Source organism: Streptomyces sp. NPDC053069 (assembly GCF_044546895.1).
Classification (GTDB): Bacteria; Actinomycetota; Actinomycetes; order Streptomycetales; family Streptomycetaceae; genus Streptomyces.
Window position 1 is genome coordinate 117,079 of record NZ_JBITZN010000018.1, and the last position, 24,568, is coordinate 141,646.

General features: G+C 69.5%; 22 protein-coding genes. 18 read left to right on the plus strand and 4 right to left on the minus strand.

What is annotated here, in order from left to right; translation table 11 throughout:
* The first annotated feature begins 4 nt into the window (after nucleotides 1-4).
* Both ACIGXP_RS33470 and ACIGXP_RS33475 read left to right on the plus strand, forming a co-directional pair.
* Nucleotides 5-604 (plus strand): hypothetical protein, encoded by a 600-nt coding sequence (locus ACIGXP_RS33470; RefSeq protein WP_399774777.1) that lies wholly within the window; start codon nucleotides 5-7, stop codon nucleotides 602-604.
* A gap of 103 nt (nucleotides 605-707) precedes the next feature.
* Complete coding sequence (locus ACIGXP_RS33475; RefSeq protein WP_399774779.1) at nucleotides 708-1,403, plus strand: demethylmenaquinone methyltransferase; 696 nt, start codon at nucleotides 708-710, stop codon at nucleotides 1,401-1,403.
* Nucleotides 1,404-1,428: 25 nt separating this feature from the next.
* Here the strand turns inward: ACIGXP_RS33475 and ACIGXP_RS33480 are convergent, their stop codons facing one another.
* Together ACIGXP_RS33480 and ACIGXP_RS33485 are read right to left on the minus strand one after the other, a co-directional pair.
* Entirely contained in the window at nucleotides 1,429-1,737 is a 309-nt protein-coding gene (locus ACIGXP_RS33480) for a PASTA domain-containing protein (RefSeq protein ID WP_399774781.1), read from the minus strand.
* 109 nt (nucleotides 1,738-1,846) lie between these two features.
* A complete protein-coding gene (locus ACIGXP_RS33485; protein WP_399774784.1) occupies nucleotides 1,847-2,377 on the minus strand; it encodes a GNAT family N-acetyltransferase in 531 nt (176 codons plus the stop codon).
* A gap of 98 nt (nucleotides 2,378-2,475) precedes the next feature.
* Between ACIGXP_RS33485 and ACIGXP_RS33490 the strand changes: the two genes are divergently transcribed.
* Nucleotides 2,476-3,792, plus strand: a complete 1,317-nt coding sequence (locus tag ACIGXP_RS33490; protein ID WP_399774786.1) for a geranylgeranyl reductase family protein — start codon at nucleotides 2,476-2,478, stop codon at nucleotides 3,790-3,792.
* Here ACIGXP_RS33490 and def read toward each other — a convergent pair.
* Together def and ACIGXP_RS33500 are read right to left on the minus strand one after the other, a co-directional pair.
* Nucleotides 3,758-4,438 carry a peptide deformylase gene (gene def, locus ACIGXP_RS33495; protein ID WP_399774894.1) on the minus strand — a complete coding sequence of 227 codons (681 nt, stop codon included), beginning with the start codon at nucleotides 4,436-4,438 and terminating at the stop codon, nucleotides 3,758-3,760. The two genes, ACIGXP_RS33490 and def, sit on opposite strands and share 35 nt — an antisense overlap.
* Before the next feature lie 151 nt (nucleotides 4,439-4,589).
* Entirely contained in the window at nucleotides 4,590-5,399 is an 810-nt protein-coding gene (locus ACIGXP_RS33500; protein ID WP_399774788.1) for a C40 family peptidase, read from the minus strand.
* Nucleotides 5,400-6,150: 751 nt separating this feature from the next.
* Between ACIGXP_RS33500 and ACIGXP_RS33505 the strand changes: the two genes are divergently transcribed.
* The 15 genes from ACIGXP_RS33505 to recQ all read left to right on the plus strand — a co-directional run bounded on the left by ACIGXP_RS33505 (nucleotide 6,151) and on the right by recQ (nucleotide 24,545).
* The gene (locus tag ACIGXP_RS33505) at nucleotides 6,151-6,510 is read left to right on the plus strand and encodes an NADH-quinone oxidoreductase subunit A (protein ID WP_003992243.1); all 360 of its coding nucleotides are present in this window, start codon (nucleotides 6,151-6,153) and stop codon (nucleotides 6,508-6,510) included.
* A 14-nt stretch (nucleotides 6,511-6,524) separates the two neighbouring features.
* The gene (locus ACIGXP_RS33510) at nucleotides 6,525-7,079 is read left to right on the plus strand and encodes an NADH-quinone oxidoreductase subunit B family protein (protein ID WP_143628055.1); all 555 of its coding nucleotides are present in this window, start codon (nucleotides 6,525-6,527) and stop codon (nucleotides 7,077-7,079) included.
* Nucleotides 7,076-7,867: an NADH-quinone oxidoreductase subunit C gene (locus tag ACIGXP_RS33515; RefSeq protein ID WP_399774792.1), complete on the plus strand. Its 792-nt coding sequence runs from the start codon at nucleotides 7,076-7,078 to the stop codon at nucleotides 7,865-7,867. The genes ACIGXP_RS33510 and ACIGXP_RS33515 overlap by 4 nt, the downstream gene beginning before the upstream one ends.
* Nucleotides 7,864-9,189 carry an NADH-quinone oxidoreductase subunit D gene (locus tag ACIGXP_RS33520; protein ID WP_399774794.1) on the plus strand — a complete coding sequence of 442 codons (1,326 nt, stop codon included), beginning with the start codon at nucleotides 7,864-7,866 and terminating at the stop codon, nucleotides 9,187-9,189. The genes ACIGXP_RS33515 and ACIGXP_RS33520 overlap by 4 nt, the downstream gene beginning before the upstream one ends.
* Nucleotides 9,186-10,052, plus strand: a complete 867-nt coding sequence (nuoE, locus tag ACIGXP_RS33525; RefSeq protein WP_363214216.1) for an NADH-quinone oxidoreductase subunit NuoE — start codon at nucleotides 9,186-9,188, stop codon at nucleotides 10,050-10,052. The genes ACIGXP_RS33520 and nuoE overlap by 4 nt, the downstream gene beginning before the upstream one ends.
* The gene (gene nuoF, locus ACIGXP_RS33530; RefSeq protein ID WP_399774797.1) at nucleotides 10,049-11,398 is read left to right on the plus strand and encodes an NADH-quinone oxidoreductase subunit NuoF; all 1,350 of its coding nucleotides are present in this window, start codon (nucleotides 10,049-10,051) and stop codon (nucleotides 11,396-11,398) included. The genes nuoE and nuoF overlap by 4 nt, the downstream gene beginning before the upstream one ends.
* Nucleotides 11,395-13,899 (plus strand): NADH-quinone oxidoreductase subunit G, encoded by a 2,505-nt coding sequence (locus ACIGXP_RS33535; RefSeq protein ID WP_399774799.1) that lies wholly within the window; start codon nucleotides 11,395-11,397, stop codon nucleotides 13,897-13,899. Before nuoF ends, ACIGXP_RS33535 begins: the two co-directional genes overlap by 4 nt.
* Nucleotides 13,896-15,260 (plus strand): NADH-quinone oxidoreductase subunit NuoH, encoded by a 1,365-nt coding sequence (gene nuoH / locus ACIGXP_RS33540; protein ID WP_399774802.1) that lies wholly within the window; start codon nucleotides 13,896-13,898, stop codon nucleotides 15,258-15,260. The genes ACIGXP_RS33535 and nuoH overlap by 4 nt, the downstream gene beginning before the upstream one ends.
* The gene (gene nuoI, locus ACIGXP_RS33545) at nucleotides 15,253-15,894 is read left to right on the plus strand and encodes an NADH-quinone oxidoreductase subunit NuoI (RefSeq protein WP_399774804.1); all 642 of its coding nucleotides are present in this window, start codon (nucleotides 15,253-15,255) and stop codon (nucleotides 15,892-15,894) included. The genes nuoH and nuoI overlap by 8 nt, the downstream gene beginning before the upstream one ends.
* The gene (locus tag ACIGXP_RS33550; RefSeq protein WP_363214212.1) at nucleotides 15,891-16,733 is read left to right on the plus strand and encodes an NADH-quinone oxidoreductase subunit J; all 843 of its coding nucleotides are present in this window, start codon (nucleotides 15,891-15,893) and stop codon (nucleotides 16,731-16,733) included. The genes nuoI and ACIGXP_RS33550 overlap by 4 nt, the downstream gene beginning before the upstream one ends.
* Nucleotides 16,730-17,029: an NADH-quinone oxidoreductase subunit NuoK gene (nuoK, locus tag ACIGXP_RS33555; protein ID WP_023547474.1), complete on the plus strand. Its 300-nt coding sequence runs from the start codon at nucleotides 16,730-16,732 to the stop codon at nucleotides 17,027-17,029. Before ACIGXP_RS33550 ends, nuoK begins: the two co-directional genes overlap by 4 nt.
* 15 nt (nucleotides 17,030-17,044) lie before the next feature.
* Nucleotides 17,045-18,991 (plus strand): NADH-quinone oxidoreductase subunit L, encoded by a 1,947-nt coding sequence (nuoL, locus tag ACIGXP_RS33560; RefSeq protein ID WP_363214211.1) that lies wholly within the window; start codon nucleotides 17,045-17,047, stop codon nucleotides 18,989-18,991.
* A gap of 5 nt (nucleotides 18,992-18,996) precedes the next feature.
* Nucleotides 18,997-20,568: an NADH-quinone oxidoreductase subunit M gene (locus tag ACIGXP_RS33565; protein WP_363214210.1), complete on the plus strand. Its 1,572-nt coding sequence runs from the start codon at nucleotides 18,997-18,999 to the stop codon at nucleotides 20,566-20,568.
* Nucleotides 20,565-22,214, plus strand: coding sequence for an NADH-quinone oxidoreductase subunit NuoN (gene nuoN / locus ACIGXP_RS33570; RefSeq protein ID WP_363214209.1), 1,650 nt, complete (start codon nucleotides 20,565-20,567; stop codon nucleotides 22,212-22,214). The genes ACIGXP_RS33565 and nuoN overlap by 4 nt, the downstream gene beginning before the upstream one ends.
* Before the next feature lie 348 nt (nucleotides 22,215-22,562).
* Nucleotides 22,563-24,545 (plus strand): DNA helicase RecQ, encoded by a 1,983-nt coding sequence (gene recQ / locus ACIGXP_RS33575; RefSeq protein WP_399774809.1) that lies wholly within the window; start codon nucleotides 22,563-22,565, stop codon nucleotides 24,543-24,545.
* Nucleotides 24,546-24,568: the final 23 nt, after the last annotated feature.

A 24,568-nucleotide genomic window follows, 5' to 3' on the forward strand; every position in this document is an offset into this window, starting at 1 on the left:
TGCCGTGCTGACACTTCACGTCGCCGAGCGGTCTCCCGAGGCGGCGGTTCTGGTCGACGGGGCGTCCGTCGCCGCCGTCGGCCCGTACGGAGAACTGGCCGCCGCCGAGCCCCGGGCCAAGGTGCGGCGCTGGCCCGGCATCCTCACTCCGGGGCTGCTGAACCCGTACGGCCCGGAGCTGCTGGAGGCCACCTACCACCCCGACCCCCGCGAGGCCGACGTCCTCGGCACCGAGCCGATCGGCGGGGCGCGGGCCCGGGAGATCTTCCGCGGCGATCCCGCACGCCTCGGCGCGAGCGCGCGACGCGGGGTGCAGCGGATGCTGGCACACGGCACGGTGGCGGTGGCCGGCGAGTTGCGTTCGCGGGCCGCGGTCGACGCCGTGCGCAGGGCCGGGCTCGCGGTGGGGCAGCGGCCGGACCGCCTTCCGGGCCCGGCGGCGCTGTCCCCGACCCCGCTGATCCTGCTGCCGCGGCTCGTCCCGGGCGGCCCCGCCCGCTTCGCCGTGTTCGACGTGGCGGACCGCGCCGAACTGGTCCGCCGCGGCGCCGGCACCTGCGTGGCAACCGTGATCGGCGGGCGGTTGGTGTACCGGGGCCGCTGATCCCGGGGCACCGGAGGCAGACCTCGTCGGCCGGCTGTGCGCCGCGCGGGCGTGGACGAGGGCGCTGCCGGGGTGCCGTACCCCCTGCTGCCACAATGGGCGGGTGACCCGCGCTTCCCTGAACAAGCAGCCGCACGAAGTCGCCTCGATGTTCGACGACGTGGCGGAACGGTACGACCTGACGAACGACGTGCTGTCGCTCGGCCAGGACCGGCGCTGGCGCAAGGAGGTGGCGAAGGCGGTCGACGCGCGCCCCGCGCAGAAGGTCCTCGACCTGGCCGCCGGCACGGCCACCTCCTCGCTGCCCCTAGCGCGGACGGGCGCGTACGTCGTCCCCTGCGACTTCTCGGTCGGGATGCTCCAGGTCGGCAAGAGGAAGCACACCTGGCTGCCGTTCACGGCCGGGGACGCGACGAAGCTGCCGTTCAAGGACGACACCTTCGACGCCGTCAGCATCTCCTTCGGTCTGCGCAACGTCCAGGACACGGACGCGGCCCTGCGGGAGATGTACCGGGTGACCCGCCCCGGCGGCCGCGTGGTGATCTGCGAGTTCTCGTCCCCGACGTGGGCGCCGTTCCGCACCGTCTACACCGAGTACCTGATGCGTGCCCTGCCGCCGGTCGCCCGCGCGGTGTCCTCGAACCCGGACGCCTACGTCTACCTCGCCGAGTCCATCCGTGCCTGGCCCGACCAGCCCGCCCTCGCCGAAAGGCTGCGCAAGGCGGGCTGGTCGAAGGTGGCCTGGCGCAACCTCACCGGCGGCGTGGTCGCCCTGCACCGGGGCTTCAAGGAGAGCTGAGCCGTCTCTTTCCGGAGCGGCGGGCTCAGCGGTTGATCATCTCGAAGGCGTCGCCGGGCTCACCGAGTTCACGTTGGAGCCCGCCCGCGGGCGGCCGCGGGATCCGTGGCTCGCGCACGCCTCCGCCGCTCTCTCCCTCACCGAAGTCGAACCACACGTACACCATCGACTCCCGCGGCACCTCGGCGCCGGGCTGCGGGTACTGGCGTACGACGTAGTCGACGACCGTGTGGTGGAAGTCCGGGCGGTCCGGCGCGTTGAGGAACAGGCCCCGCGCCCGGGCCGTTTCGCGCGCGTCCACGGCCATCAGTCCGACCAGCCGTGGTACGCGCACTTCGGGTGTTTTGGGTGTTATGCGCACAGATGTCACCCCCAGCGGTACTGGAAGGGTAACTCCCGTACGCCCCGGCCGGAAGGAGTCGGTGTCTTTCTGTAACAGATGACTACGCTGCGTTATTCGCGCGGGTGTTGAGGGCGAGCCGGAAACAGAGTGCCGACTCCTGCAGTGTGGGGTGCGGGTAGGTCTCCGCCGGCCGCATCCCGAGCCGCCGGGTCACCGCGACCGACCGCTCGTTGCCCGGCCGGACCATCGCCACCACCTCCGGCACCCCGGCTGCCCGCACCCGCTCCAGCGTCTCGCGTGCGGCCGCGGTGACATACCCCTTGCCCCAGTGCGCCCGGCCCAGCCGCCAGCCGATCTCGATCTCGCCGACCGGTCCCCAGTCGGGCCGCCACGGCTGCGCCCCGGTGAAGCCGATGACCTCCCCCGCCTCGTCCAGCAAAGTCCACAGGCAGAAGCCGAGTTCCGCGTCGTGCCGCCGCTGGCGCGCGGTGAGTTCCTCGTAGACCGAGAGCGCGGCCGGTCTGCCGCCGTAGAACTCCATCACCTCGGGGTCGTCGAAGACCCGGTGCCAGGCGACCGCGTCCTCGTGAGTGGGAACGCGCAGCCGTACCGCGGGGAGGGATCGGTTCACTGGGCAGCCCTTCAGCCGGGTGATCAATTCTGCTGAATAGACTGCCCATGTCCAGTGCCGGTCGGCACGCAGATTTCGAACCTTGGGGAGATCCCGCCGTGACCGTCGAGACCGAGCCCCACTCCGAGCGAGTCCCCGAGCCCTTCTCCGAGAACACCGCGGACGTCATCGTCGTCGGCGCCGGGCCGGCCGGCTCCACGGCCGCGTACCACCTCGCCAAGGCCGGCCTTGACGTCCTGCTCCTGGAGAAGACCGAGTTCCCGCGTGAGAAGGTCTGCGGCGACGGTCTCACCCCGCGTGCGGTGAAGCAGCTCGTGGCGATGGGCATCGACATCTCCGAGGAGGCCGGCTGGCTGCGCAACAAGGGCCTGCGCATCATCGGCGGCGGCGTCCGCCTCCAGCTGGACTGGCCGGATCTCGCCTCCTACCCGAACTACGGACTGGTCCGCAAGCGCGACGACTTCGACGAGCAGCTCGCCCGCAACGCCCAGAAGGCGGGGGCGCGGCTGTACGAGCGCTGCAACGTGAGCGGTCCGGTCGTCGACGACCGCACCGGCCGTATCACCGGCGTCACCGCCAAGCTCGGCGAGGAGAAGCGCGAGACCACCTTCCACGCGCCGTTGGTGGTGGCCGCCGACGGCAACTCCACCCGCCTGTCCCTGGCGATGGGCCTGCACCGCCGCGAGGACCGCCCGATGGGCGTCGCGGTCCGGACGTATTTCGAGAGCCCCCGCCACGACGACGACTACCTGGAGTCCTGGCTGGAACTGTGGGACCGCCGCGGCCCCCAGGACCGTCTGCTGCCCGGCTACGGCTGGATCTTCGGCATGGGCGACGGCACGTCGAACGTGGGCCTCGGCGTGCTGAACACCTCCGCCGCCTTCAAGGAGCTGGACTGGCGCGAGATCCTCAAGGCCTGGTGCGCCTCCATGCCCGAGGACTGGGGCTACACCCCCGAGAACATGACCGGCCCGATCCGCGGCGCCGCCCTGCCCATGGCCTTCAACCGCCAGCCGCACTACACGCGCGGGCTGCTGCTCGTCGGTGACGCCGGCGGCCTGGTGAACCCGTTCAACGGCGAGGGCATCGCCTACGCCATGGAGTCCGGCCAGATCGCCGCCGACGTCATCGTCCAGGCCCACGCACGGGCCACGCCCGCCCAGCGCGAGATCGCCCTCCAGCGCTACCCGCGCATCCTCAAGGACACCTACGGCGGCTACTACACCCTCGGCCGCGCCTTCGTGAAGCTCATCGGCAACCCGAAGGTCATGCAGGTCGCCGCCCAGCGCGGCCTCACGCATCCGACGCTGATGAAGTTCACCCTCAAGCTCCTCGCGAACCTCACCGACCCCACGGGCGGCGACGCGATGGACCGCATCATCAACGGCCTGAGCAAGGTGGCTCCGAAGGCGTGAGCCCTTCCCGGGCCCCCTCCCAGGCCCGGCTCAGCTCCTCCGCTGTGGCGGTCCGGCGGGCGAAGACCTCGTCCCGCCGGGCCGCCATCTGCCGCAGCGCGTCCTTTTTCTCCCGCTTGGAGAGCCGGTCCAGGTAGATGTACCCGTTGGTGTGGTCCGTCTCGTGGATGAGGCAGCGCGCGAAGTACCCCGTGCCCTCGATGACGACCGGTCGGCCGTCCTTGTCCTGCCCGCGCACCACGGCCCTGTCCGGCCGCGGTACGGCCATCACGGCACCCGGCACCGACAGACAGCCCTCACCCTCGTCCAGCAGCCGTCGCCCGTGCGTGGGCGTTTCGAGCACCGGATTGACGATGTGTCCGACATGCCGGATACCGTCGTCGTCGGGGCAGTCGTACACGAACAGCCGGAGATCGACCCCTACCTGATTCGCCGCCAGTCCCGCTCCCTCGGCGACATACAGGGTGAGGAACATGTCGTCGATGAGTGCGGCGAGATCGGGCCCGAACTCCGTGACGTCCCGGCACGGCTTGTGCAGGACCTCCTCGCCGGCCTCGGTGATCCGGCGCACCGCACCACGCCGGGCCTCCGGGGCGTGGCGGGGGTAGTGGTCGGCGGGCCTTCCCTGTACGAACACGCGTGGCATCGCGCGGTTCCCTTCGCTCATGGACGGACCGCCGGGCGGCGGCCCGTGCCGAGCATGTCAGGAACACCGCCCCGGGCGTGCCGGGAACGGCGCAAGGGCCGCTGCCCCCGAGCGGCTGCGGCCCTACGCGCGTTGAGAGGCGCGGGAGTGCTCAGAGCACCCGCACGGCGCCGGTCGGCGGGTCGTACGACAGCGGGTGCTCCCCGACGCCGCTGGAGGGGTTCTGCGCGCCGACGAACATGCCGTCGCCCACGTACACCGCGACGTGGTAGGCGCTGCCCGCGCTGCCCCAGTACAGGATGTCGCCCGGCTGCAGGTTGCTCAGCGACACCTGGGTGCCGACCGTCGACTGGTCCTGGGAGACGCGCGGCAGGCTGATCCCGACCTGCTTGAACGCCGTCTGCACCAGGCCGGAGCAGTCGTACGCCGACGGGCCGGTGGCACCGGAGACGTAGGCCTTGCCGATCTGCGCCTTGACGAAGGCGATGACGGCTGCGGCCGAACCGGTGGCCGTCGAGGTGCTCGTCGAGGTGCCGGAGTCCGTCGTGGCGGCGAGCGTCGTCCGCTCCGCGTTGCGGGAGGCGCGCGCGGCGGCCTCCTTGCGGGCGGCCTCCTCGGCCTTCTTCTTGGCCGCGGCCGCCTTCTGCTTCGCCTCGGCGAGGTCCGCCTTGGCCTGCTTCGCGGCGTTTGCGGCGGCCGCGTCACGCTCGGCCTGCAGCTGGTAGTTCGCGGCGGCCTGCTGGGTGGCGTCCGCGGACTGGGCCGCCTGAGCGGCCAGGTCGGCCGTCAGGGTGGGCAGTTCGAGGGTCTGCGTCACCGGCTCGGCCGCGTTCGCCGAGCCGGACGCCCCGGCGACTGCCAGGGTGCTGAGGACGCCACCGGCAACTCCGGCCCGCATCGCGAGGGTCGACGCGCTGCGGCGGGGCTTCCGGTGGCTGCGTATGTGAGCGGTGTGGGACATGGGAACAACCGGTACCAGGGGCTCCTTCATATCTTCAAGAAACGTGGGCTGCGCCACAGTTGCTCAATCGAGGCCGGGAATCCCGGGTGTGTTGTTCTTTATTGACGCCGTAACGGACATAGCGGACCTCGGTGATCAAGGCCTTGATCACGGTCTTTGATCATTACGTCCGAATTGCCCCCCACCTACCACCGGTTGGGGTCGTTGGCCAAGCCCGGTTCTTGGGAGCACCTCACCGGTGTGGCGGAGGTCACGGAACGGTTACCGGAAGCGCGGCGTCCTGTGCGCGCGGCGCTCGTGAACGCGTGCACGCGCCCACCCCTCCGTCCACACTGCACGTGCGCCTCCCTCTGATGTGTGAACGCCGTCCTCTACCAGGCCCCCGCGTCCAGCGCCAATTTGCATGCAGCGGAAGTCTCTTGATATTGAGACGCCTGCTCCGGCCTGCAATGACAAGCAAAAATGTCACTTCTGGTGATCAAGTGAACGCTTCGCGTATGAAGATCACTCATCATCCGACTTCATGATCCTTCGTCAGGTGGTGGAGATCACAAAGCTTGTGGAATACCCCGTGTCGCAGATCACAGAGTCGCGGGCATAAGATGCGTGGCAACTGGGCTTGTGACCTGCTTCACATGTTCTCGATCTTCGCACGGGACGACGGGGCTCGTGGGACCGGTGAGGCGGAAGTGAGCGCAGTGCACCAGTGCAACCGCCAGCAGTCAGCGCCGACTGAGAGGAGCGAGGAGCGGTGAACGCGTATGCGCCCATCCTCGTACTGGGAGCCCTCGGGGCAGGCTTTGCGATCTTCTCCGTGGTCATGGCCACGCTGATCGGTCCGAAGCGGTACAACCGCGCCAAGCTCGAGGCCTATGAGTGCGGTATCGAGCCGACCCCCACGCCGGCCGGCGGCGGGCGCTTCCCCATCAAGTACTACCTGACGGCGATGCTCTTCATCGTCTTCGACATCGAGATCGTCTTCCTCTACCCCTGGGCCGTCACCTTCGACGCCCTGGGGATCTTCGGGCTCGTGGAGATGCTGCTCTTCGTGCTCACCGTCTTCGTCGCGTACGCGTACGTATGGCGGCGCGGCGGCCTGGAATGGGACTGAGGGGCCTCAACGACATGGGACTCGAAGAAAAGCTGCCGAGCGGCTTCCTGCTGACCACCGTCGAGCAGGCCGCGGGCTGGGTGCGCAAGGCGTCCGTCTTCCCCGCCACCTTCGGCCTCGCCTGCTGCGCCATCGAGATGATGACCACCGGCGCCGGCCGTTACGACCTGGCGCGCTTCGGCATGGAGGTCTTCCGCGGCTCGCCGCGCCAGGCAGACCTGATGATCGTCGCCGGCCGGGTCAGCCAGAAGATGGCGCCGGTGCTGAGGCAGGTCTACGACCAGATGCCCAACCCGAAATGGGTGATCTCCATGGGCGTCTGCGCCTCCTCGGGCGGCATGTTCAACAACTACGCGATCGTCCAGGGCGTCGACCACATCGTCCCGGTCGACATCTACCTGCCGGGCTGCCCGCCCCGCCCCGAGATGCTGATGGACGCGATCCTCAAGCTCCACCAGAAGATCCAGTCCGCCAAGCTCGGCGTGAACGCCGAGGAAGCGGCCCGCGAGGCGGAGGAGGCGGCGCTCAAGGCCCTGCCCACGATCGAGATGAAGGGGCTGCTGCGGTGAGCGACGCGAACGGCAACGGCACGGGCGGCGTGAACGGGTCCGCGAAGGGGGTGAACGGCTCCGCGAACGGGGTGAACCCCGAGAAGGACCTCTCCGCCTCCAACCTCCCCGGCCAGCGAGGCCAGGGCGGCGAGGAGATCCGCGTCCAGCGCGGCATGTTCGGCGCCAACAACGGCGGCGACACCTCCGGCTACGGCGGCCTGGTCCGCTCGGTCCGACTCCCGGGACCGGCGACCCGCCCCTACGGCGGCTGGTTCGACGAGGTCGCCGACGAACTGGAGGGCGCCCTGGAGGAACAGGGACTCCTCCCCGACAACGCCATCGAGAAGACGGTCGTCGACCGCGGCGAGCTCACCTTCCACATCGAACGCGAGCACCTGCTGCGCGTCGCCCGCACCCTGCGCGACGACCCGGCCCTGCGCTTCGAACTGTGCACCGGCGTCAGCGGCACCCACTACCCGCACGACAAGGGCCGCGAGCTGCACGCCGTCTATCACCTGCGCTCGATCACCCACAACCGGCTGATCCGCCTCGAAGTGAGCGCCCCCGACGCCGACCCGCACATCCCGTCGCTCGTCTCCGTCTACCCGACCAACGACTGGCACGAGCGCGAGACCTACGACTTCTTCGGGATCGTCTTCGACGGTCACCCGGCCCTGACCCGGATCATGATGCCGGACGACTGGCAGGGCCACCCGCAGCGCAAGGACTACCCCCTCGGCGGCATCCCCGTCGAGTACAAGGGCGCCCAGATCCCGGCTCCGGACCAGCGGAGGTCGTACTCGTGAGCAGCACCCAGTCAGCAGCCGCCCGGGAAACCACCGAGGGCACCGTCTACACGGTCACCGGTGGCGACTGGGACGAGGTCGTCCAGTCCGTGACCCGCGCCGACGACGAACGCATCGTCGTCAACATGGGTCCCCAGCACCCCTCCACCCATGGAGTGCTCCGTCTGATCCTGGAGATCGAGGGCGAGACGGTCACCGAGGCCCGCTGCGGCATCGGCTATCTGCACACCGGCATCGAGAAGAACCTCGAGTACCGCACGTGGACGCAGGGCACCACCTTCGTCACGCGCATGGACTACCTGACGTCGTTCTTCAACGAGACCGCCTACTGCCTCGCCGTGGAGAAGCTCCTCGGCATCGAGGACGACATCACCGAACGCGCCAAGATCATCCGGGTGCTCCTGATGGAGCTGAACCGGATGTCCTCCCACCTGGTGTGCATCGCCACCGGCGGCATGGAGCTCGGCGCCACCACGATCATGATCTACGGCTTCCGTGATCGTGAAATGATTCTCGATCTCTACGAGCTCATCACGGGCCTCCGGATGAACCACGCGTACATCCGGCCCGGCGGACTCGCCCAGGACCTGCCGCCCGGCGCGGTGGACCAGATCCGCGAGTTCGTGAAGAAGATGAAGAAGAACCTCCCGGAGTACGACAAGCTCGCCACCGGGAACCCCATCTTCAAGGCCCGCATGCAGGACATCGGCTACCTCGACCTGGCCGGCTGCATGGCCCTCGGCGCAACCGGCCCGATCCTGCGCTCCACCGGCCTGCCGCACGATCTGCGCAAGGCACAGCCGTACTGCGACTACGAGACGTACGACTTCGAGATCCCGACCGCCGACACCTGCGACGCCTACGGCCGCTTCCTGGTCCGGCTGGAGGAGATGCGCCAGTCGCTCGGCATCGTCGAACAGTGCCTGGACCGGCTCGCGCCCGGCCCGGTCATGGTCGCCGACAAGAAGATCGCCTGGCCCGCCCAGCTCGCCCTGGGACCGGACGGTCTCGGCAACTCCCTCGACCACATCAAGAAGATCATGGGCACCTCCATGGAGGCCCTGATCCACCACTTCAAGCTCGTCACCGAGGGCTTCCGCGTCCCGCCGGGACAGGCGTACGCGGCCGTCGAGTCCCCCAAGGGCGAACTCGGCGTGCACGCCGTCTCCGACGGCGGCACCCGCCCCTACCGGGTCCACTTCCGCGACCCGTCCTTCACCAACCTGCAGGCCATGGCGGCGATGTGCGAAGGCGGCCAGGTCGCCGACGTCATCGTCGCCGTCGCGTCCATCGACCCCGTGATGGGAGGCGTCGACCGGTGACCACCTCTTCTTCGGAGCGGGGCGTCAGCCTGGGCATGCCCGCACTGCCCGCGCCCGCGTACCCGGACGACGTCCGGGCCCGGCTGGAGGCGGACGCGCGCGAGGTCATCGCGCGCTACCCGGACTCCCGGTCCGCCCTGCTCCCGCTGCTCCACCTCGTGCAGTCGGAGGAGGGCCATGTCACGCGCACCGGAATGCAGTTCTGCGCGGACATGCTGGACCTGACCACCGCCGAGGTCACCGCCGTCGCCACCTTCTACACCATGTACCGGCGGCGGCCGTCCGGTGACTACCAGGTCGGCGTGTGCACCAACACGCTGTGCGCGGTGATGGGCGGAGACGCGATCTTCGAGACCCTCCAGGAGCACCTGGGTGTCGGCAACGGCGAGACCACCGACGACGGCAAGGTCACCCTGGAGCACATCGAGTGCAACGCGGCCTGCGACTTCGCCCCGGTCGTGATGGTCAACTGGGAGTTCTTCGACAACCAGACGCCGGGCAGCGCCAAGCGCCTGGTCGACGATCTGCGCGCGGGACGGCCCGTACAGCCCACGCGCGGGGCGCGGCTGTGCACCTTCAAGGAGACCGCGCGGATCCTGGCCGGCTTCCCCGACGAGCGGCCCGGGGCCGTCGAGGAGGGCGGCAGTGCGGGACCGGCGTCGCTGGTGGGCCTTCGCCTGGCAAGGGGAGAGACCGCACCCGCGCGCGTGGTCCATCCGCGCGGAGGTCCGCAGGAGGAACGGCAGGACAGGGTGCACGAGCCGTCGCCGGCCGAGCACCTCAGCTCCCATGACGCGCCGCAGGAGACATCGGCCTCCGACCCGGCTCACCCCGCAGGGCCTACTGCAGAGGAGGGGGAGTGATGACCGTGGCACCCGAACTGAAGGACTCGAGCCCCGAGAAGCTGCTCGCACCCGTGCTGTCGGCCTTCTGGGACGAGGACCGGTCCTGGACTCTGGACGTCTACCGGAGGCACGAGGGGTACGAGGGGCTCCGCAAGGCGCTCGCCATGTCACCGGACGACTTGATCGCGTACGTCAAGGAGTCCGGGCTGCGCGGCCGCGGCGGCGCGGGATTCCCGACCGGAATGAAGTGGCAGTTCATTCCGCAGGGTGATGGAAAACCGCACTATCTAGTTGTCAACGCCGACGAATCGGAGCCCGGGACCTGCAAGGACATCCCGCTCCTCTTCGCGAACCCGCACAGCCTCATCGAGGGCATTGTGATCGCGTGCTATGCCATCAGGTCGTCGCATGCCTTCATCTATCTGCGTGGTGAAGTCGTCCCCGTTCTGCGGCGGTTGCACGAGGCCGTGCGCGAGGCCTACGCGGCGGGCTACCTCGGCGAGAACATCCTGGGCAGCGGGCTCGACCTCCAGCTCACCGTGCACGCGGGCGCCGGCGCGTACATCTGCGGTGAGGAGACCGCACTGCTCGACTCGCTCGAAGGCCGCCGTGGTCAACCGCGGCTCCGTCCCCCTTTCCCTGCTGTCGAAGGGCTCTATGCCTGCCCGACTGTTGTGAACAACGTCGAATCGATCGCGTCGGTTCCCGCGATCCTGCACAACGGGAAAGACTGGTTCAGGTCGATGGGCAGCGAGAAGTCGCCGGGCTTCACGCTGTACTCGCTCAGCGGCCACGTCGCCAGCCCCGGCCAGTACGAGGCCCCGCTCGGCATCACGCTCCGCCAGCTCCTCGACATGAGCGGCGGCATGCGGCCCGGCCACCGGCTGAAGTTCTGGACGCCGGGCGGCTCCTCGACACCGATGTTCACCGACGAGCACCTCGACGTCCCCCTGGACTACGAGGGCGTCGGCGCCGCCGGCTCGATGCTCGGCACCAAGGCGCTGCAGTGCTTCGACGAGACGACCTGCGTGGTACGGGCGGTGACCCGCTGGACCGAGTTCTACGCCCACGAGTCCTGCGGCAAGTGCACACCGTGCCGCGAAGGGACGTACTGGCTGGTGCAGCTGCTGCGGGACATCGAGGCCGGCAAGGGCGTCATGTCCGACCTCGACAAGCTCGCCGACATCGCCGACAACATCAACGGCAAGTCCTTCTGCGCCCTCGGCGACGGCGCCGCTTCCCCGATCTTCTCCTCGCTGAAGTACTTCCGCGGGGAGTACGAGCAGCACATCACGGGCCGGGGCTGCCCCTTCGACCCGGCCAAGTCGACGGCCTGGGCGGACCGCCCGGAGGTGAACGCATGACCGTGACCACCAACGCTCCCGCGGGTGGCGGAGAGGCGGCGGTCCCGCCGGAAGACCTCGTCACGCTGACGATCGACGGCATCGAGATCAGCGTGCCCAAGGGCACCCTGGTCATCCGGGCCGCCGAACAGCTCGGCATCGAGATCCCCCGGTTCTGCGACCACCCCCTGCTCGACCCCGCCGGCGCCTGCCGTCAGTGCATCGTCGAGGTCGAGGGCCAGCGCAAACCCATGGCCTCCTGCACCATCACGTGCACCGACGGCATGGTGGTGAAGACCCAGCTCACCTCGCCGGTCGCCGAGAAGGCGCAGCACGGCGTGATGGAGCTGCTGCTCATCAACCACCCGCTGGACTGCCCGGTCTGCGACAAGGGCGGCGAGTGCCCGCTGCAGAACCAGGCGATGTCGCACGGCAACCCCGAGTCCCGCTTCGACGGCAAGAAGCGGACCTACGAAAAGCCCGTGCCGATCTCCACGCAGGTGCTGCTCGACCGCGAGCGGTGCGTGCTGTGCGCCCGCTGCACCCGGTTCTCCAACCAGATCGCGGGCGACCCGATGATCGAGCTGGTCGAGCGGGGCGCGCTGCAGCAGGTCGGCACCGGCGAGGGCGACCCGTTCGAGTCGTACTTCTCCGGCAACACCATCCAGATCTGCCCGGTCGGTGCCCTCACCTCGGCGGCCTATCGTTTCCGCTCCCGCCCCTTCGACCTCGTCTCCTCTCCGTCGGTCTGCGAGCACTGCTCCGGCGGCTGCGCCACCCGCACCGACCACCGGCGCGGCAAGGTCATGCGGCGGCTCGCCGCCAACGACCCCGAGGTCAACGAGGAGTGGATCTGCGACAAGGGACGCTTCGCGTTCCGGTACGCGCAGCTCAGGGACCGCCTCGACACGCCCCTGGTGCGCAACGCGGACGGCGTCCTGGAGCCGGCCTCCTGGCCGGAGGCGCTGGAGGCGGCCGCGCGCGGACTGAGTGCGGCACGTTCCCGTGCCGGTGTCCTCATCGGCGGCCGCCTGACCGTCGAGGACGCCTACGCCTACAGCAAGTTCGCGCGCGTGGCGCTCGACACGAACGACATCGACTTCCGCGCGCGCGTGCACAGCGGCGAGGAGGCCGACTTCCTGGCCTCCCGGGTGGCCGGACGCGGCCGCGACCTCGACGGTACGGGCGTCACGTACACCGCTCTGGAGAAGGCTCCGGCCGTGCTGCTGGTCGGCTTCGAGTCGGAGGAGGAGGCGCCCGGCGTCTTCCTGCGACTGCGCAAGGCCTGGCGCAAGCACAGGCAGCGGGTGTTCGCGCTGGCGACGCACGCGACCCGGGGCCTGCAGAAGGCGGGCGGCACCCTGCTGCCGGCCGCGCCGGGCACCGAGACCGAGTGGCTGGACGCCCTCGCGAGCGGCGCCGGCCTGGAGGAGCCCGGCACACGGGCCGCTGAGGCCCTGCGCACCGACGGCGCGGTCATCGTCGTCGGCGAGCGGCTCGCGTCGGTCGCCGGCGGCCTCACCGCCGCCGTACGGGCCGCCACCGCGACCGGCGCCCAGCTGGTGTGGATTCCGCGCCGGGCCGGTGAGCGGGGCGCCATCGAGGTGGGTGCACTGCCGTCGCTGCTGCCGGGCGGCCGCCCGGCGACCGACCCGCGCGCGCGGGAGGAGGTCGCGGCCGTCTGGGGGCTCGCCGAACTCCCGCTGCGCTACGGCCGCGACACCCACCACATCGTCGAGGCCGCCGCCACCGGCGAACTCTCCGCACTCGTGGTCGCCGGGGTGGAGGTCGCCGACCTGCCCGACCCGGCACGCGCGCGTGAAGCACTCGAGAGTGTCGGCTTCCTGGTGTCGCTGGAACTGCGGCCCAGCGAGGTCACCGAGCACGCCGACGTCGTCCTGCCGGTCGCCGCGGTCGCCGAGAAGGCGGGCACCTTCCTCAACTGGGAAGGCAGGGTGCGTCTCTTCGAGGCGGCCCTCAAGCCGGAGCAGATGACCCGCCGCCTGGCACCGACCGACGCGCGCGTGCTGCAGATGCTGGCCGACGCCATGGACGTCCACCTGGGCCTGCCGGATCTGCGCACCACGCGCGCGGAGATCGACCGGCTCGGCTCCTGGGACGGCCCGCGCGCCGCCGAGCCCCAGGAGTCCGCGGGCACGCTGCCCCGCCCGGCCGTCGGCGAGGCCGTACTCGCCGGGCACCGGCTGCTGCTCGACCACGGCGTCCTCCAGGAGGGCGACGAGGCGCTCGCCGGTACCCGGCACGCCGCACGCGCGCGCGTGTCCGCCGCGACGGCTGCCGAGGCAGGCATCAAGGACGGTGACGTGCTCGCCGTCACCGGCCCCGCCGGCACCGTCGGACTCCCGCTGCAGATCACCGAGATGCCCGACCGGGTGGTCTGGCTGCCGCTGAACTCCGTCGGTGCGGGCGTCGCCTCCGGCACCGGGGCACAGCCCGGCTCACTCGTCCGTATCGGCCCGGCGGCACTCGCCGAACAGGCCCCCAAGGAGGTGGAGGCATGAGCCCGTACCTCGCAGCTGAAGACCTCTCGATGTTCGGCCGCGACCCGTGGTGGCTGGTCGTCGTCAAGGCCGTGTTCTGCTTCGCCTTCCTGATGGTGACCGTGCTGTTCTCCATCGTCTGGGAGCGCAAGGTCGTCGCCTGGATGCAGCTGCGCATCGGCCCCAACCGGCACGGCCCGTGGGGGATGCTCCAGTCGCTGGCCGACGGTGTGAAGCTGATGCTCAAGGAAGACATCATCGTCAAGCGCGCGGACAAGGTGGTCTACGTCCTCGCGCCGATCGTCGCGGCCATCCCGGCCTTCATGGCGATCGCGGTGATCCCCTTCGGACCGGCCGGCAACGAGATCTCGATCTTCGGCCACCGCACCACGATGCAGCTGACCGACCTGCCGATCGCGATGCTCTACATCCTTGCGGTCGCCTCCGTCGGCATCTACGGCATCGTTCTTGCGGGTTGGAGTTCTGGATCCACCTATCCGCTCCTCGGCGGCCTGCGCTCCTGCGCGCAGATGATCTCCTACGAGATCGCCATGGGCGCCGCGTTCGCCTCGGTGTTCCTCTACTCGGGGTCGATGTCGACGTCCAGGATCGTGGAACAGCAGCACGACCGCTGGTACATCCTGCTGCTGCCGGTCTCCTTCATCCTGTACATCGTCACGATGGTCGGTGAGACCAACCGCGCCCCCTTCGACATGCCGGAGTCCGAGGGCGACCTGGTGGGCGGATTCAACACCGAGTACTCGTCGATCAAGTTCGCGATGTTCATGCTCGCCGAGTACGTGAACATGGTGACGGTCTCGGCCGTCTCGACCACCCTGTTCCTCGGCGGCTGGCGCGCCCCCTGGCCGCTCAGCTCCTTCTGGGCGGGCGCGAACCACGGCTGGTGGCCGTTGCTGTGGTTCGTCATCAAGGTCCAGCTGCTGCTGTTCTTCTTCATCTGGCTGCGCGGCACGCTCCCGCGGGTCCGCTACGACCAGCTGATGAAGCTCGGCTGGAAGGTTCTCATCCCGGTCTCCGTGACCTGGCTGATGCTGGTGGCGACCGTGCGGGCCCTGCGCAACGAGCACTACGACTTCGCCGACATCGCCCTTTATGTGGGCGGCGGAGTCCTCGCCCTGCTGCTGATCTCCTTCGTCGCCGACATGTTCCGCGAGAAGGCCAGGGCGGTCGGTCGGTCCGCCGCCGAGCAGCCCGGATTCGACCCGATGGCGGGCGGATTCCCCGTGCCGCCGCTGCCGGGACAGGAGCTGCCCCCGGTGCCGAGGCGCCGCCCGCACCGCGGACGGGAGCTGATTGTCAGTGGCGGGTCGGACACTGTCAGTGACGGATCTTCGGATGGAAAGGAGGCGTCCGATGGCTGAGGAGCCCAAGGAGACCAAGCCCGGTTTCCTGAACCCCGTGGCCGGCTTCGGCGTGACCTTCAAGGCCATGTTCAAGAAGCGGCTGACCGAGCAGTATCCGGAGCAGAAGAAGACCACGGCTCCGCGGTTCCACGGACGGCACCAGCTCAACCGCCATCCGGACGGCCTGGAGAAGTGCGTCGGCTGCGAGCTGTGCGCGTGGGCCTGCCCCGCCGACGCCATCTACGTGGAGGGCGCCGACAACACCGACGAGGAACGCTACTCGCCGGGCGAGCGGTACGGCCGCGTCTACCAGATCAACTACGCCCGCTGCATCCTGTGCGGGCTGTGCATCGAGGCGTGCCCCACGCGCGCGCTGACGATGACCAACGAGTTCGAACTGGCCGACTCCAGCCGCGCCAACCTCATCTACACCAAGGAACAGCTCCTCGCCGGCCTAGAGGAGGGCATGGTCGACACACCGCACGCGATCTTCCCGGGGACGGACGAACAGGACTACTACCGGGGCCTCGTCACGCACGCCGCGCCCGGCACGGTCCGCCAGGTCGCCCTCTCCGAGGGCGAGGTCCCGCAGGAGGCCGCGTCGACCTTCGGTGAGGAAGAGCCGGCCTCGGAGAAGGTGATCGGCCGATGATGACGCACCTCGCCGCCTACACCACCTCCACCGGTGAGGCCTTCCAGTTCTGGGTCCTCGGCACGGTCGCCGTGATCGGCGCCCTGTGCACCGTCTTCATGAAGAAGGCCGTGCACAGCGCGCTGTGCCTCGCCGGGACCATGATCGTCCTGGCGGTGTTCTACCTCGCCAACGGCGCCTATTTCCTGGGGATCGTGCAGATCGTCGTCTACACCGGCGCGATCATGATGCTGTTCCTGTTCGTGGTGATGCTCGTCGGCGTGACGGCAGCGGACTCGTTGAAGGAGACCATCAAGGGCCAGCGCTGGCTGGCCCTTCTGTGTGGGGTCGGCTTCGGCGTCCTGCTGCTCACCGGCATCGGGAACGCATCCCTGAAAGAGTTCGACGGCGCCGGCCAGGCCAATGCGAACGGCAATGTGGAGGGCCTCGCCTCCCTCATCTTCACCAAGTACGTCTTCGCCTTCGAAATCACCGGCGCCCTCCTGATCACGGCCGCCGTCGGCGCCATGGTGCTCACCCACCGCGAGCGCACCGAGCGCGCCAAGACCCAGCGCGAGCTGTCCGAACAGCGCGTCCGCGAGGGCACGCACCTGCCGCCGCTGCCCGCCCCGGGTGTCTACGCCCGGCACAACGCGGTCGACATCGCGGGCCTGCTCCCCGACGGCACCCCGTCCGAGCTGACCGTCAACAAGACGCTGCGCGAGCGCGGCCAGATCCGTGACGTGTCCGCGGAGGCGCTCAACGATCTGCGTGCACTGGAACAGCGCGCGGAGGAACGCCTGGAACGCACGGCGATCGAACCGGCGACGTTCAAGCGGCCCGAGGAGGCGTCGAAGTGAACCCGGTCAACTACCTCTACCTCGCCGCCCTGTTGTTCACGATCGGCGCGACCGGCGTACTGATCCGGCGCAACGCCATCGTGGTCTTCATGTGCATCGAGCTGATGCTGAACGCCTGCAACCTCGCGTTCGTCACCTTCTCCCGGATGCACGGCAACCTCGACGGCCAGATCATCGCCTTCTTCACGATGGTCGTCGCCGCCGCGGAGGTCGTGGTGGGCCTCGCGATCATCGTGTCGCTGTTCCGTACCCGCCACTCGGCCTCGGTCGACGACGCCAGCCTGATGAAGCTGTAAGGGGTCGGAAGAATCGTGGAGAACCTGATCGCGCTGCTCATCGCGGCGCCCCTGCTCGGAGCGGCCGTCCTCCTGGTCGGCGGCCGGCGGCTCGACGCCGTCGGCCACTGGATCGGCACGCTGCTCTCGTTCGTCTCCTTCGCCTTCGGTGTCGTCCTTTTCGCCGACCTGCTGGGCAAGGGGGCCGAACACCGCACGCTGACGCAGCACCTGTTCAGCTGGGTCCCGGTGGCCGGCTTCCAGGCGGACGTCACCTTCCGCCTGGACCAGCTGTCGATGACGTTCGTGCTGCTGATCACCGGCGTCGGCTCGCTGATCCACCTGTACTCGGTCGGGTACATGGAGCACGACGAGCGGCGCCGCCGCTTCTTCGGCTACCTGAACCTGTTCCTCGCGGCGATGCTGCTGCTCGTCCTCGCCGACAACTACCTGCTGCTGTACGTCGGCTGGGAGGGCGTCGGTCTCGCCTCGTATCTGCTGATCGGCTTCTGGCAGCACAAGCCCAGCGCCGCGACGGCCGCGAAAAAGGCCTTCCTGGTCAACCGCGTCGGCGACATGGGCCTGTCGATCGCGATCATGCTGATGTTCACCACCTTCGGCAGCTTCGCCTTCGGCCCGGTCCTCAGCCACGCGACCGAGGCCTCCGAGGGCAAGCTCACCGCGATCGGCCTCATGCTGCTCCTCGCCGCCTGCGGCAAGTCCGCCCAGGTGCCGCTGCAGTCCTGGCTCGGTGACGCCATGGAGGGCCCGACCCCGGTTTCCGCCCTGATCCACGCGGCGACGATGGTGACGGCGGGCGTGTACCTCATCGTCCGCTCCGGCGCCGTCTTCAACGCGGCGCCCGACGCTCAGCTCGCGGTCACCGTGGTCGGTGCGGTCACGCTCCTGTTCGGTGCGATCGTCGGTTGCGCGAAGGACGACATCAAGAAGGCACTGGCCGGCTCGACCATGTCGCAGATCGGCTACATGGTCCTCGCCGCGGGCCTCGGCCCCATCGGCTACGTCTTCGCGATCATGCACCTGGTGACGCACGGCTTCTTCAAGGCCGGGCTGTTCCTCGGCGCCGGCTCCGTCATGCACGGCATGAACGACGAGGTCGACATGCGCAAGTACGGCGGCCTGCGCAGGTACATGCCGGTCACCTTCGTCACCTTCGGCCTCGGCTACCTCGCCATCATCGGGTTCCCGGGCCTGTCCGGGTTCTTCTCCAAGGACAAGATCATCGAGGCGGCCTTCGCCAAGGGCGGCACCGAGGGCTGGATCCTCGGCGGTGCGGCCCTGCTGGGCGCGGCCATCACCGCTTTCTACATGACGCGTGTGATGCTGATGACCTTCTTCGGAGAGGAGCGTTGGAAGAACCAACCCACTCGCTCCCCGGAGGCACCGAGCGCCGAGCCCGCCGCCGAGCACCGCGGCGAGCACGCCGAGCCCCACCCGCACGAGTCCCCGAAGGTCATGACGATCCCGATGATCGTGCTGGCCGTCGGCTCCGTCCTGGGCGGTGGCTTCTTCAGCATCGGCGACCGCTTCCTGCACTGGCTCGAGCCGGTCACCGGACACAGCGAGGGCAACTCCCCGGTCGGCACCTGGACGGTCACCGGCGCGACCATGCTCTGCCTCGTCATCGGCGTCGGCATCGCCTGGGCCCAGTACGGCCGCAAGCCCGTCCCCGTCGTCGCCCCGCGCGGCTCCCTGCTCACCCGCGCGGCCCGCCGCGACCTGCTGCAGGACGACTTCAACCACGTCGTCCTGGTACGCGGCGGCGAACACCTCACACGCTCCCTGGTGTACGTCGATCACACCCTGGTCGACGGCGTCGTCAACGGCACGGCAGCCGGCTTCGGCGGCCTGTCCGGACGGCTCCGCCGGATCCAGAACGGCTTCGCCCGCTCCTACGCGGTCTCGATGTTCGGCGGTGCGGCACTTCTGGTCGCCGCGACCCTGCTGATGAGGGCGGTCTGATACCGATGTCCTTTCCTCTGCTGACAGCGACGGCGGCGCTCCCGGCCGTCGGGGCCGTCGCCACGGCCGCCGTACCGGCCGCGGGACGCACCGCCGCCAAGTGGCTGGCGCTGCTCGTCTCGCTCGCCACGCTCGCCCTGGCGATCACCGTCCTGGTCCGCTTCGACCCGGACGGCGCCCGCTACCAGCTCACCGAATCGCACGCCTGGATCAAGGACTTCGGGGTGCGGTACGAGCTGGGTGTCGACGGCATCGCGGTGGCGCTGGTCGCGCTGACCGCCCTGCTGATCCCGTTCATCATCCTCGCCGGCTGGAACGACGCCGACCCGCTGGAGACCGGCAGCCGCCGCTGGCGGCCCACCCAGGGTTTCTTCGCGCTGATCCTGGCCGTCGAGGCGATGGTGCTCATCTCCTTCGAGGCCACCGACGTCTTCGTCTTCTACATCTTCTTCGAAGCCATGCTCATCCCGATGTACTTCCTCATCGGCGGCTTCGGAGACCGCGCCCACGCACAGGGCGAGGCGGCGGCGTCGACACAGCGGTCGTACGCGGCGGTGAAGTTCCTGCTCTACAACCTGGTCGGCGGTCTGATCATGCTGGCCGCGGTGATCGGCGTCTACGTAGTGGCCGGGAACTTCAGCCTCCAGGAGATCGCGCAGGCCCGCGCCAACGGTTCACTGCACATGGCGACGAGCACCGAACGCTGGCTGTTCCTGGGCTTCTTCTTCGCCTTCGCGGTGAAGGCGCCGCTGTGGCCGCTGCACACCTGGCTGCCCAACGCCATGCAGGAGGCCACCGCTCCGGTCGCCGTCCTCATCACCGCGGTCGTCGACAAGGTCGGCACCTTCGCGATGCTCCGCTTCTGCCTCCAGCTGTTCCCCCAGGCCAGCAAGTGGGCGACGCCCGTGATCCTCGTACTGGCCCTGATCAGCATCGTCTACGGCGCGCTGCTAGCCGTCGGCCAGCGGGACATCAAGCGCCTGGTGGCCTACGCGTCGATCTCGCACTTCGGCTTCATCATCATGGGCATCTTCGCGATGACCAGCCAGGGCCAGTCCGGCGCGACGCTCTACATGGTCAACCACGGCATCTCGACGGCCGCGCTGATGCTGGTGGCAGGCTTCCTGATCTCCCGGCGCGGGTCGCGGCTCATCGCCGACTACGGAGGTGTGCAGAAGGTGGCCCCGGTGCTCGCCGGCACCTTCCTGATCGGCGGCCTCGCCACGCTGTCCCTGCCCGGCCTCGCCCCGTTCGTGAGCGAGTTCCTGGTCCTGGTCGGCACCTTCACCCGCTACCCGGTGATCGGCATCATCGCCACCTTCGGCATCGTCCTCGCCGCGCTCTACACCCTCGTCCTGTACCAGCGGACGATGACGGGCCCGGTGAAACCCGAGGTATCGGCGATGCCCGACCTGCGCGCGCGTGAACTCGTGGTCGTCGCCCCGCTGATCGTCCTGCTGATCTTCCTGGGCGTCTATCCGAAGCCCGTCACGGACATCGTCAATCCGGCGGTCAAGCAGACCATGTCAGACGTACACAAGAAGGACCCCAAGCCCGAGGTGGAGGCGGCCAAGTGAGCACAGCAGCCGTCCACAGCCTGTGGACAACCGCGGCCGATCCGATCTCGAAGATCCCGGCACCGAAGATCGAATACGGACAATTGTCGCCGACACTGATCGTCGTCGGCGCGGCGCTGGTCGGAGTGCTCATCGAGGCGCTCCTCCCGCGCAGGTCCCGCTACTACGCGCAGGTGTTCGTGTCCGTCGTCGCCCTGTGCGCCGCGTTCGCCGCGGTGGTCGGGCTGGCGGCCGACGGCTACGGCACGACCAAAGCCCACATCGCCGCGATGGGTGCCATCGCGGTCGACGGCCCGTCCCTGTTCCTGCAGGGCACGATCCTGCTGGCCGGCCTGGTCGGCTTGTTCACCTTCGCCGAGCGGCGCCTGGACCCGGCCGCGCACGGCAACCGCGTCGACTCCTTCGCCGCCCAGGCCGCCTCCGTACCGGGCAGCGACAGCGAGAAAGCCGCAGTGAAGGCCGGCTTCACCACCACCGAGGTCTTCCCGCTGCTGCTCTTCGCCATCGCCGGCATGCTGGTCTTCCCCTCGGCCAACGACCTGCTGACGCTGTTCGTGGCCCTGGAGGTCTTCTCCCTGCCGCTGTACCTGCTGTGCGCGCTGGCCCGCCGCAAGCGGCTGATGTCACAGGAAGCCGCAGTCAAGTACTTCCTGCTCGGTGCGTTCGCCTCCGCGTTCACGCTCTTCGGCATCGCCCTGCTCTACGGCTACGCCGGCTCCGTGTCGTACGCGGGCATCGCCCAGGTCGTCGACGGCACGGTCAGCAACGTCGACCCGGCACTCGCCAACACCATGGGCAACGACGTGCTGCTGCTGCTCGGCAGCGCCCTGATCGTGATGGGCCTGCTGTTCAAGGTGGGCGCGGTGCCGTTCCACATGTGGACGCCGGACGTCTACCAGGGCGCGCCGACGCCCGTGACCGGCTTCATGGCGGCGGCGACGAAGGTGGCCGCATTCGGAGCGCTGCTGCGCCTCCTGTACGTCGTTCTGCCGGGCATGCGCTGGGACTGGCGGCCGGTCATGTGGGCGGTGGCGATCGTCACCATGCTCGGCGGTGCGATCGTCGCGATCACGCAGACCGACATCAAGCGGCTGCTGGCGTACTCGTCCATCGCGCACGCCGGATTCATCCTCGCGGGTGTCATCGCCACCTCGAAGGACGGCGTCTCGTCGGTCCTCTTCTACCTGGCCGGCTACTCCTTCGTGACGATCGGCGCCTTCGCGGTGGTCACGCTGGTGCGTGACGCGGGCGGCGAAGCGACCCACCTGTCCAAGTGGGCCGGGCTCGGCCGCAGGTCGCCGCTGGTGGCGGCCGTGTTCGCGGTGTTCCTGCTGGCCTTCGCGGGCATCCCGCTGACCTCCGGCTTCGCGGGGAAGTTCGCCGTGTTCAAGGCGGCGGCGGACGGTGGTGCAGCACCGCTGGTCGTGATCGGTGTGATCTCCTCGGCGATCGCAGCGTTCTTCTACATCCGCGTGATCGTGCTGATGTTCTTCAGCGAACCAAAGCCGGAAGGCCCGACCGTGGCCGTGCCGTCCCCGCTGACCATGGCGGCGATCGCCGTGGGCGTCGCGGTCACGCTGGTACTCGGTGTGGCCCCGCAGTACTTCCTGGACCTGGCGAGCCAGGCAGGGGTGTTCGTGCGCTGAGTCCCTGCACCGGGCCCCGGTTCCCCAGGGAACCGGGGCCTTCGCACGCCGTCACCCCGGTGCTCCGGGGTACGGGTTGCCCGCCCGTTCGACGGGGTCCGGATCGGCGGCACCGGCGGTCTGTGCGGCGGGCCCCCGCTTGTCCCGCCCGAGCAGCACGTCCCCACTGTGACCGCCGGGCCGTCCCGGACGCCCGATGAAAGGACCGGGCTGCTCCGTGCGAGGACGTGCACGGTGCCTGCTGATCTCCCCGGGCCTGTGGATAACTCCGAGGCTGTCGGTCCGGACCCCTATGGTGGAGGCAGCGGTCGAGAGACGACACACGGGGGACCGACGGGGGACAGGACGATGGGCGTGACGGGCGGGATCAGCGAGATGCCACAGGTGACCGAGGGGCTGGGCGCGGCCGACAGCGAGGCGCTGGCCACGCTGCACCGGGTCTTCGGATACGAGGCCTTCCGGGGCGAGCAGAAAGCGATCATCGAACATGTGGTGGCGGGCGGCGACGCCGTCGTCCTCATGCCCACCGGCGGCGGCAAGTCGCTGTGCTACCAGATCCCGGCCCTGGTCAGACCCGGCACGGGCATCGTGATCTCCCCGCTGATCGCGCTCATGCAGGACCAGGTGGACGCCCTGCGCGCCCTCGGCGTGCGGGCCGGCTTCATCAACTCCACGCAGGACTTCGACGAGCGGCGCATGGTCGAGGCCGAGTTCCTGGCCGGCGAGCTGGACCTGCTGTACCTGGCACCCGAGCGGCTGCGTCTGGACGCCACGCGGGATCTCCTCTCACGCGGCAAGATCTCCGTCTTCGCGATCGACGAGGCGCACTGCGTCTCCCAGTGGGGCCACGACTTCCGCCCCGACTACCTCACCCTGTCCCTCCTCGGCGAGCGCTGGCCGGACGTCCCGCGGATCGCCCTCACCGCCACGGCCACCCGCGCCACCCACGAGGAGATCACCCAGCGGCTGAACCTGCCGACGGCCCGCCACTTCGTCGCCAGTTTCGACCGGCCCAACATCCAGTACCGGATCGTGCCCAAGGCCGACCCCAGGAAGCAGCTGCTCGCCTTCCTGCGGCAGGAGCACGCGGGCGACGCCGGCATCGTGTACTGCCTGTCGCGCAACTCGGTGGAGCGGACAGCGGAGTTCCTGACCGCCAACGGCATCGAGGCCGTGCCGTATCACGCGGGTCTGGAGGCGGGCACACGCGCCGCCCACCAGTCGCGGTTCCTGCGCGAGGACGGCCTGGTCGTGGTGGCGACCATCGCCTTCGGCATGGGCATCGACAAGCCGGACGTACGGTTCGTCGCCCACCTGGACCTGCCCAAGTCGATCGAGGGCTACTACCAGGAGACCGGCCGCGCCGGCCGCGACGGACTGCCGTCCACGGCCTGGATGGCCTACGGCCTGAACGACGTCATACAGCAGCGCAAGCTGATCCAGTCCGGCGAGGGCGACGAGGCGTTCCGCCGCCGGGCCGCTGCCCACCTCGACGCCATGCTCGCGCTGTGCGAGACGGCCCGGTGCCGCCGCGGCCAGCTGCTCGCCTACTTCGGCCAGGACCCCGACGCCGCGGGCTGCGGCAACTGCGACACCTGCCTCACCCCGCCCGAGACCTGGGACGGCACGATCGCCGCGCAGAAGGTGCTGTCGACGGTGGTCCGGCTGCAGCGGGAGCGCGGGCAGAAGTTCGGCGCCCTGCAGATCGTCGACATCCTGCTCGGCAAGCGCACCGGCAAAGTCATCCAGTTCGACCACGACCAGCTGTCCGTCTTCGGCATCGGCCAGGACCTCGCCGAGGCCGAGTGGCGTGGCGTCATCCGGCAGCTGCTGGCTCAGGGACTGCTCGCGGTCGAGGGGGAGTACGGCACTCTGGTGCTCACCGAGGCGAGCGGCTCGGTGCTGCGGCGTGAGCGGGAGGTGCCGCTGCGCAAGGAACCGAAGAAGCCGGCCGCCTCCCGGTCGCGATCCGCAGGCTCCTCCGGAGGCGACCGCAAGGACAGGACAGCCGCGGCGGAACTGCCCGACGAACTGCTGCCCGCCTTCGAGGCGCTGCGTGCCTGGCGCGCCGAACAGGCCCGCGAGCAGGGCGTGCCGGCGTACGTCATCTTCCACGACGCGACTCTGCGGGAGATCGTCAGCCGGCGGCCCGGGTCGGTGCGCGAGCTGGGCACGGTGAGCGGTGTCGGCGAGAAGAAGCTGGCGACGTACGGGGAGGGCGTGCTGGCCGTACTGGCCTCCCTGGACGGGTCGGCCCCGGCCGCCGGCGACGCACAGGACGCCGACTGGCCGGAGCCGGACGAGGACCCGGAGCCGGACGCCTGGATATAGCGCATCACCGGCCGGCGCCGGTA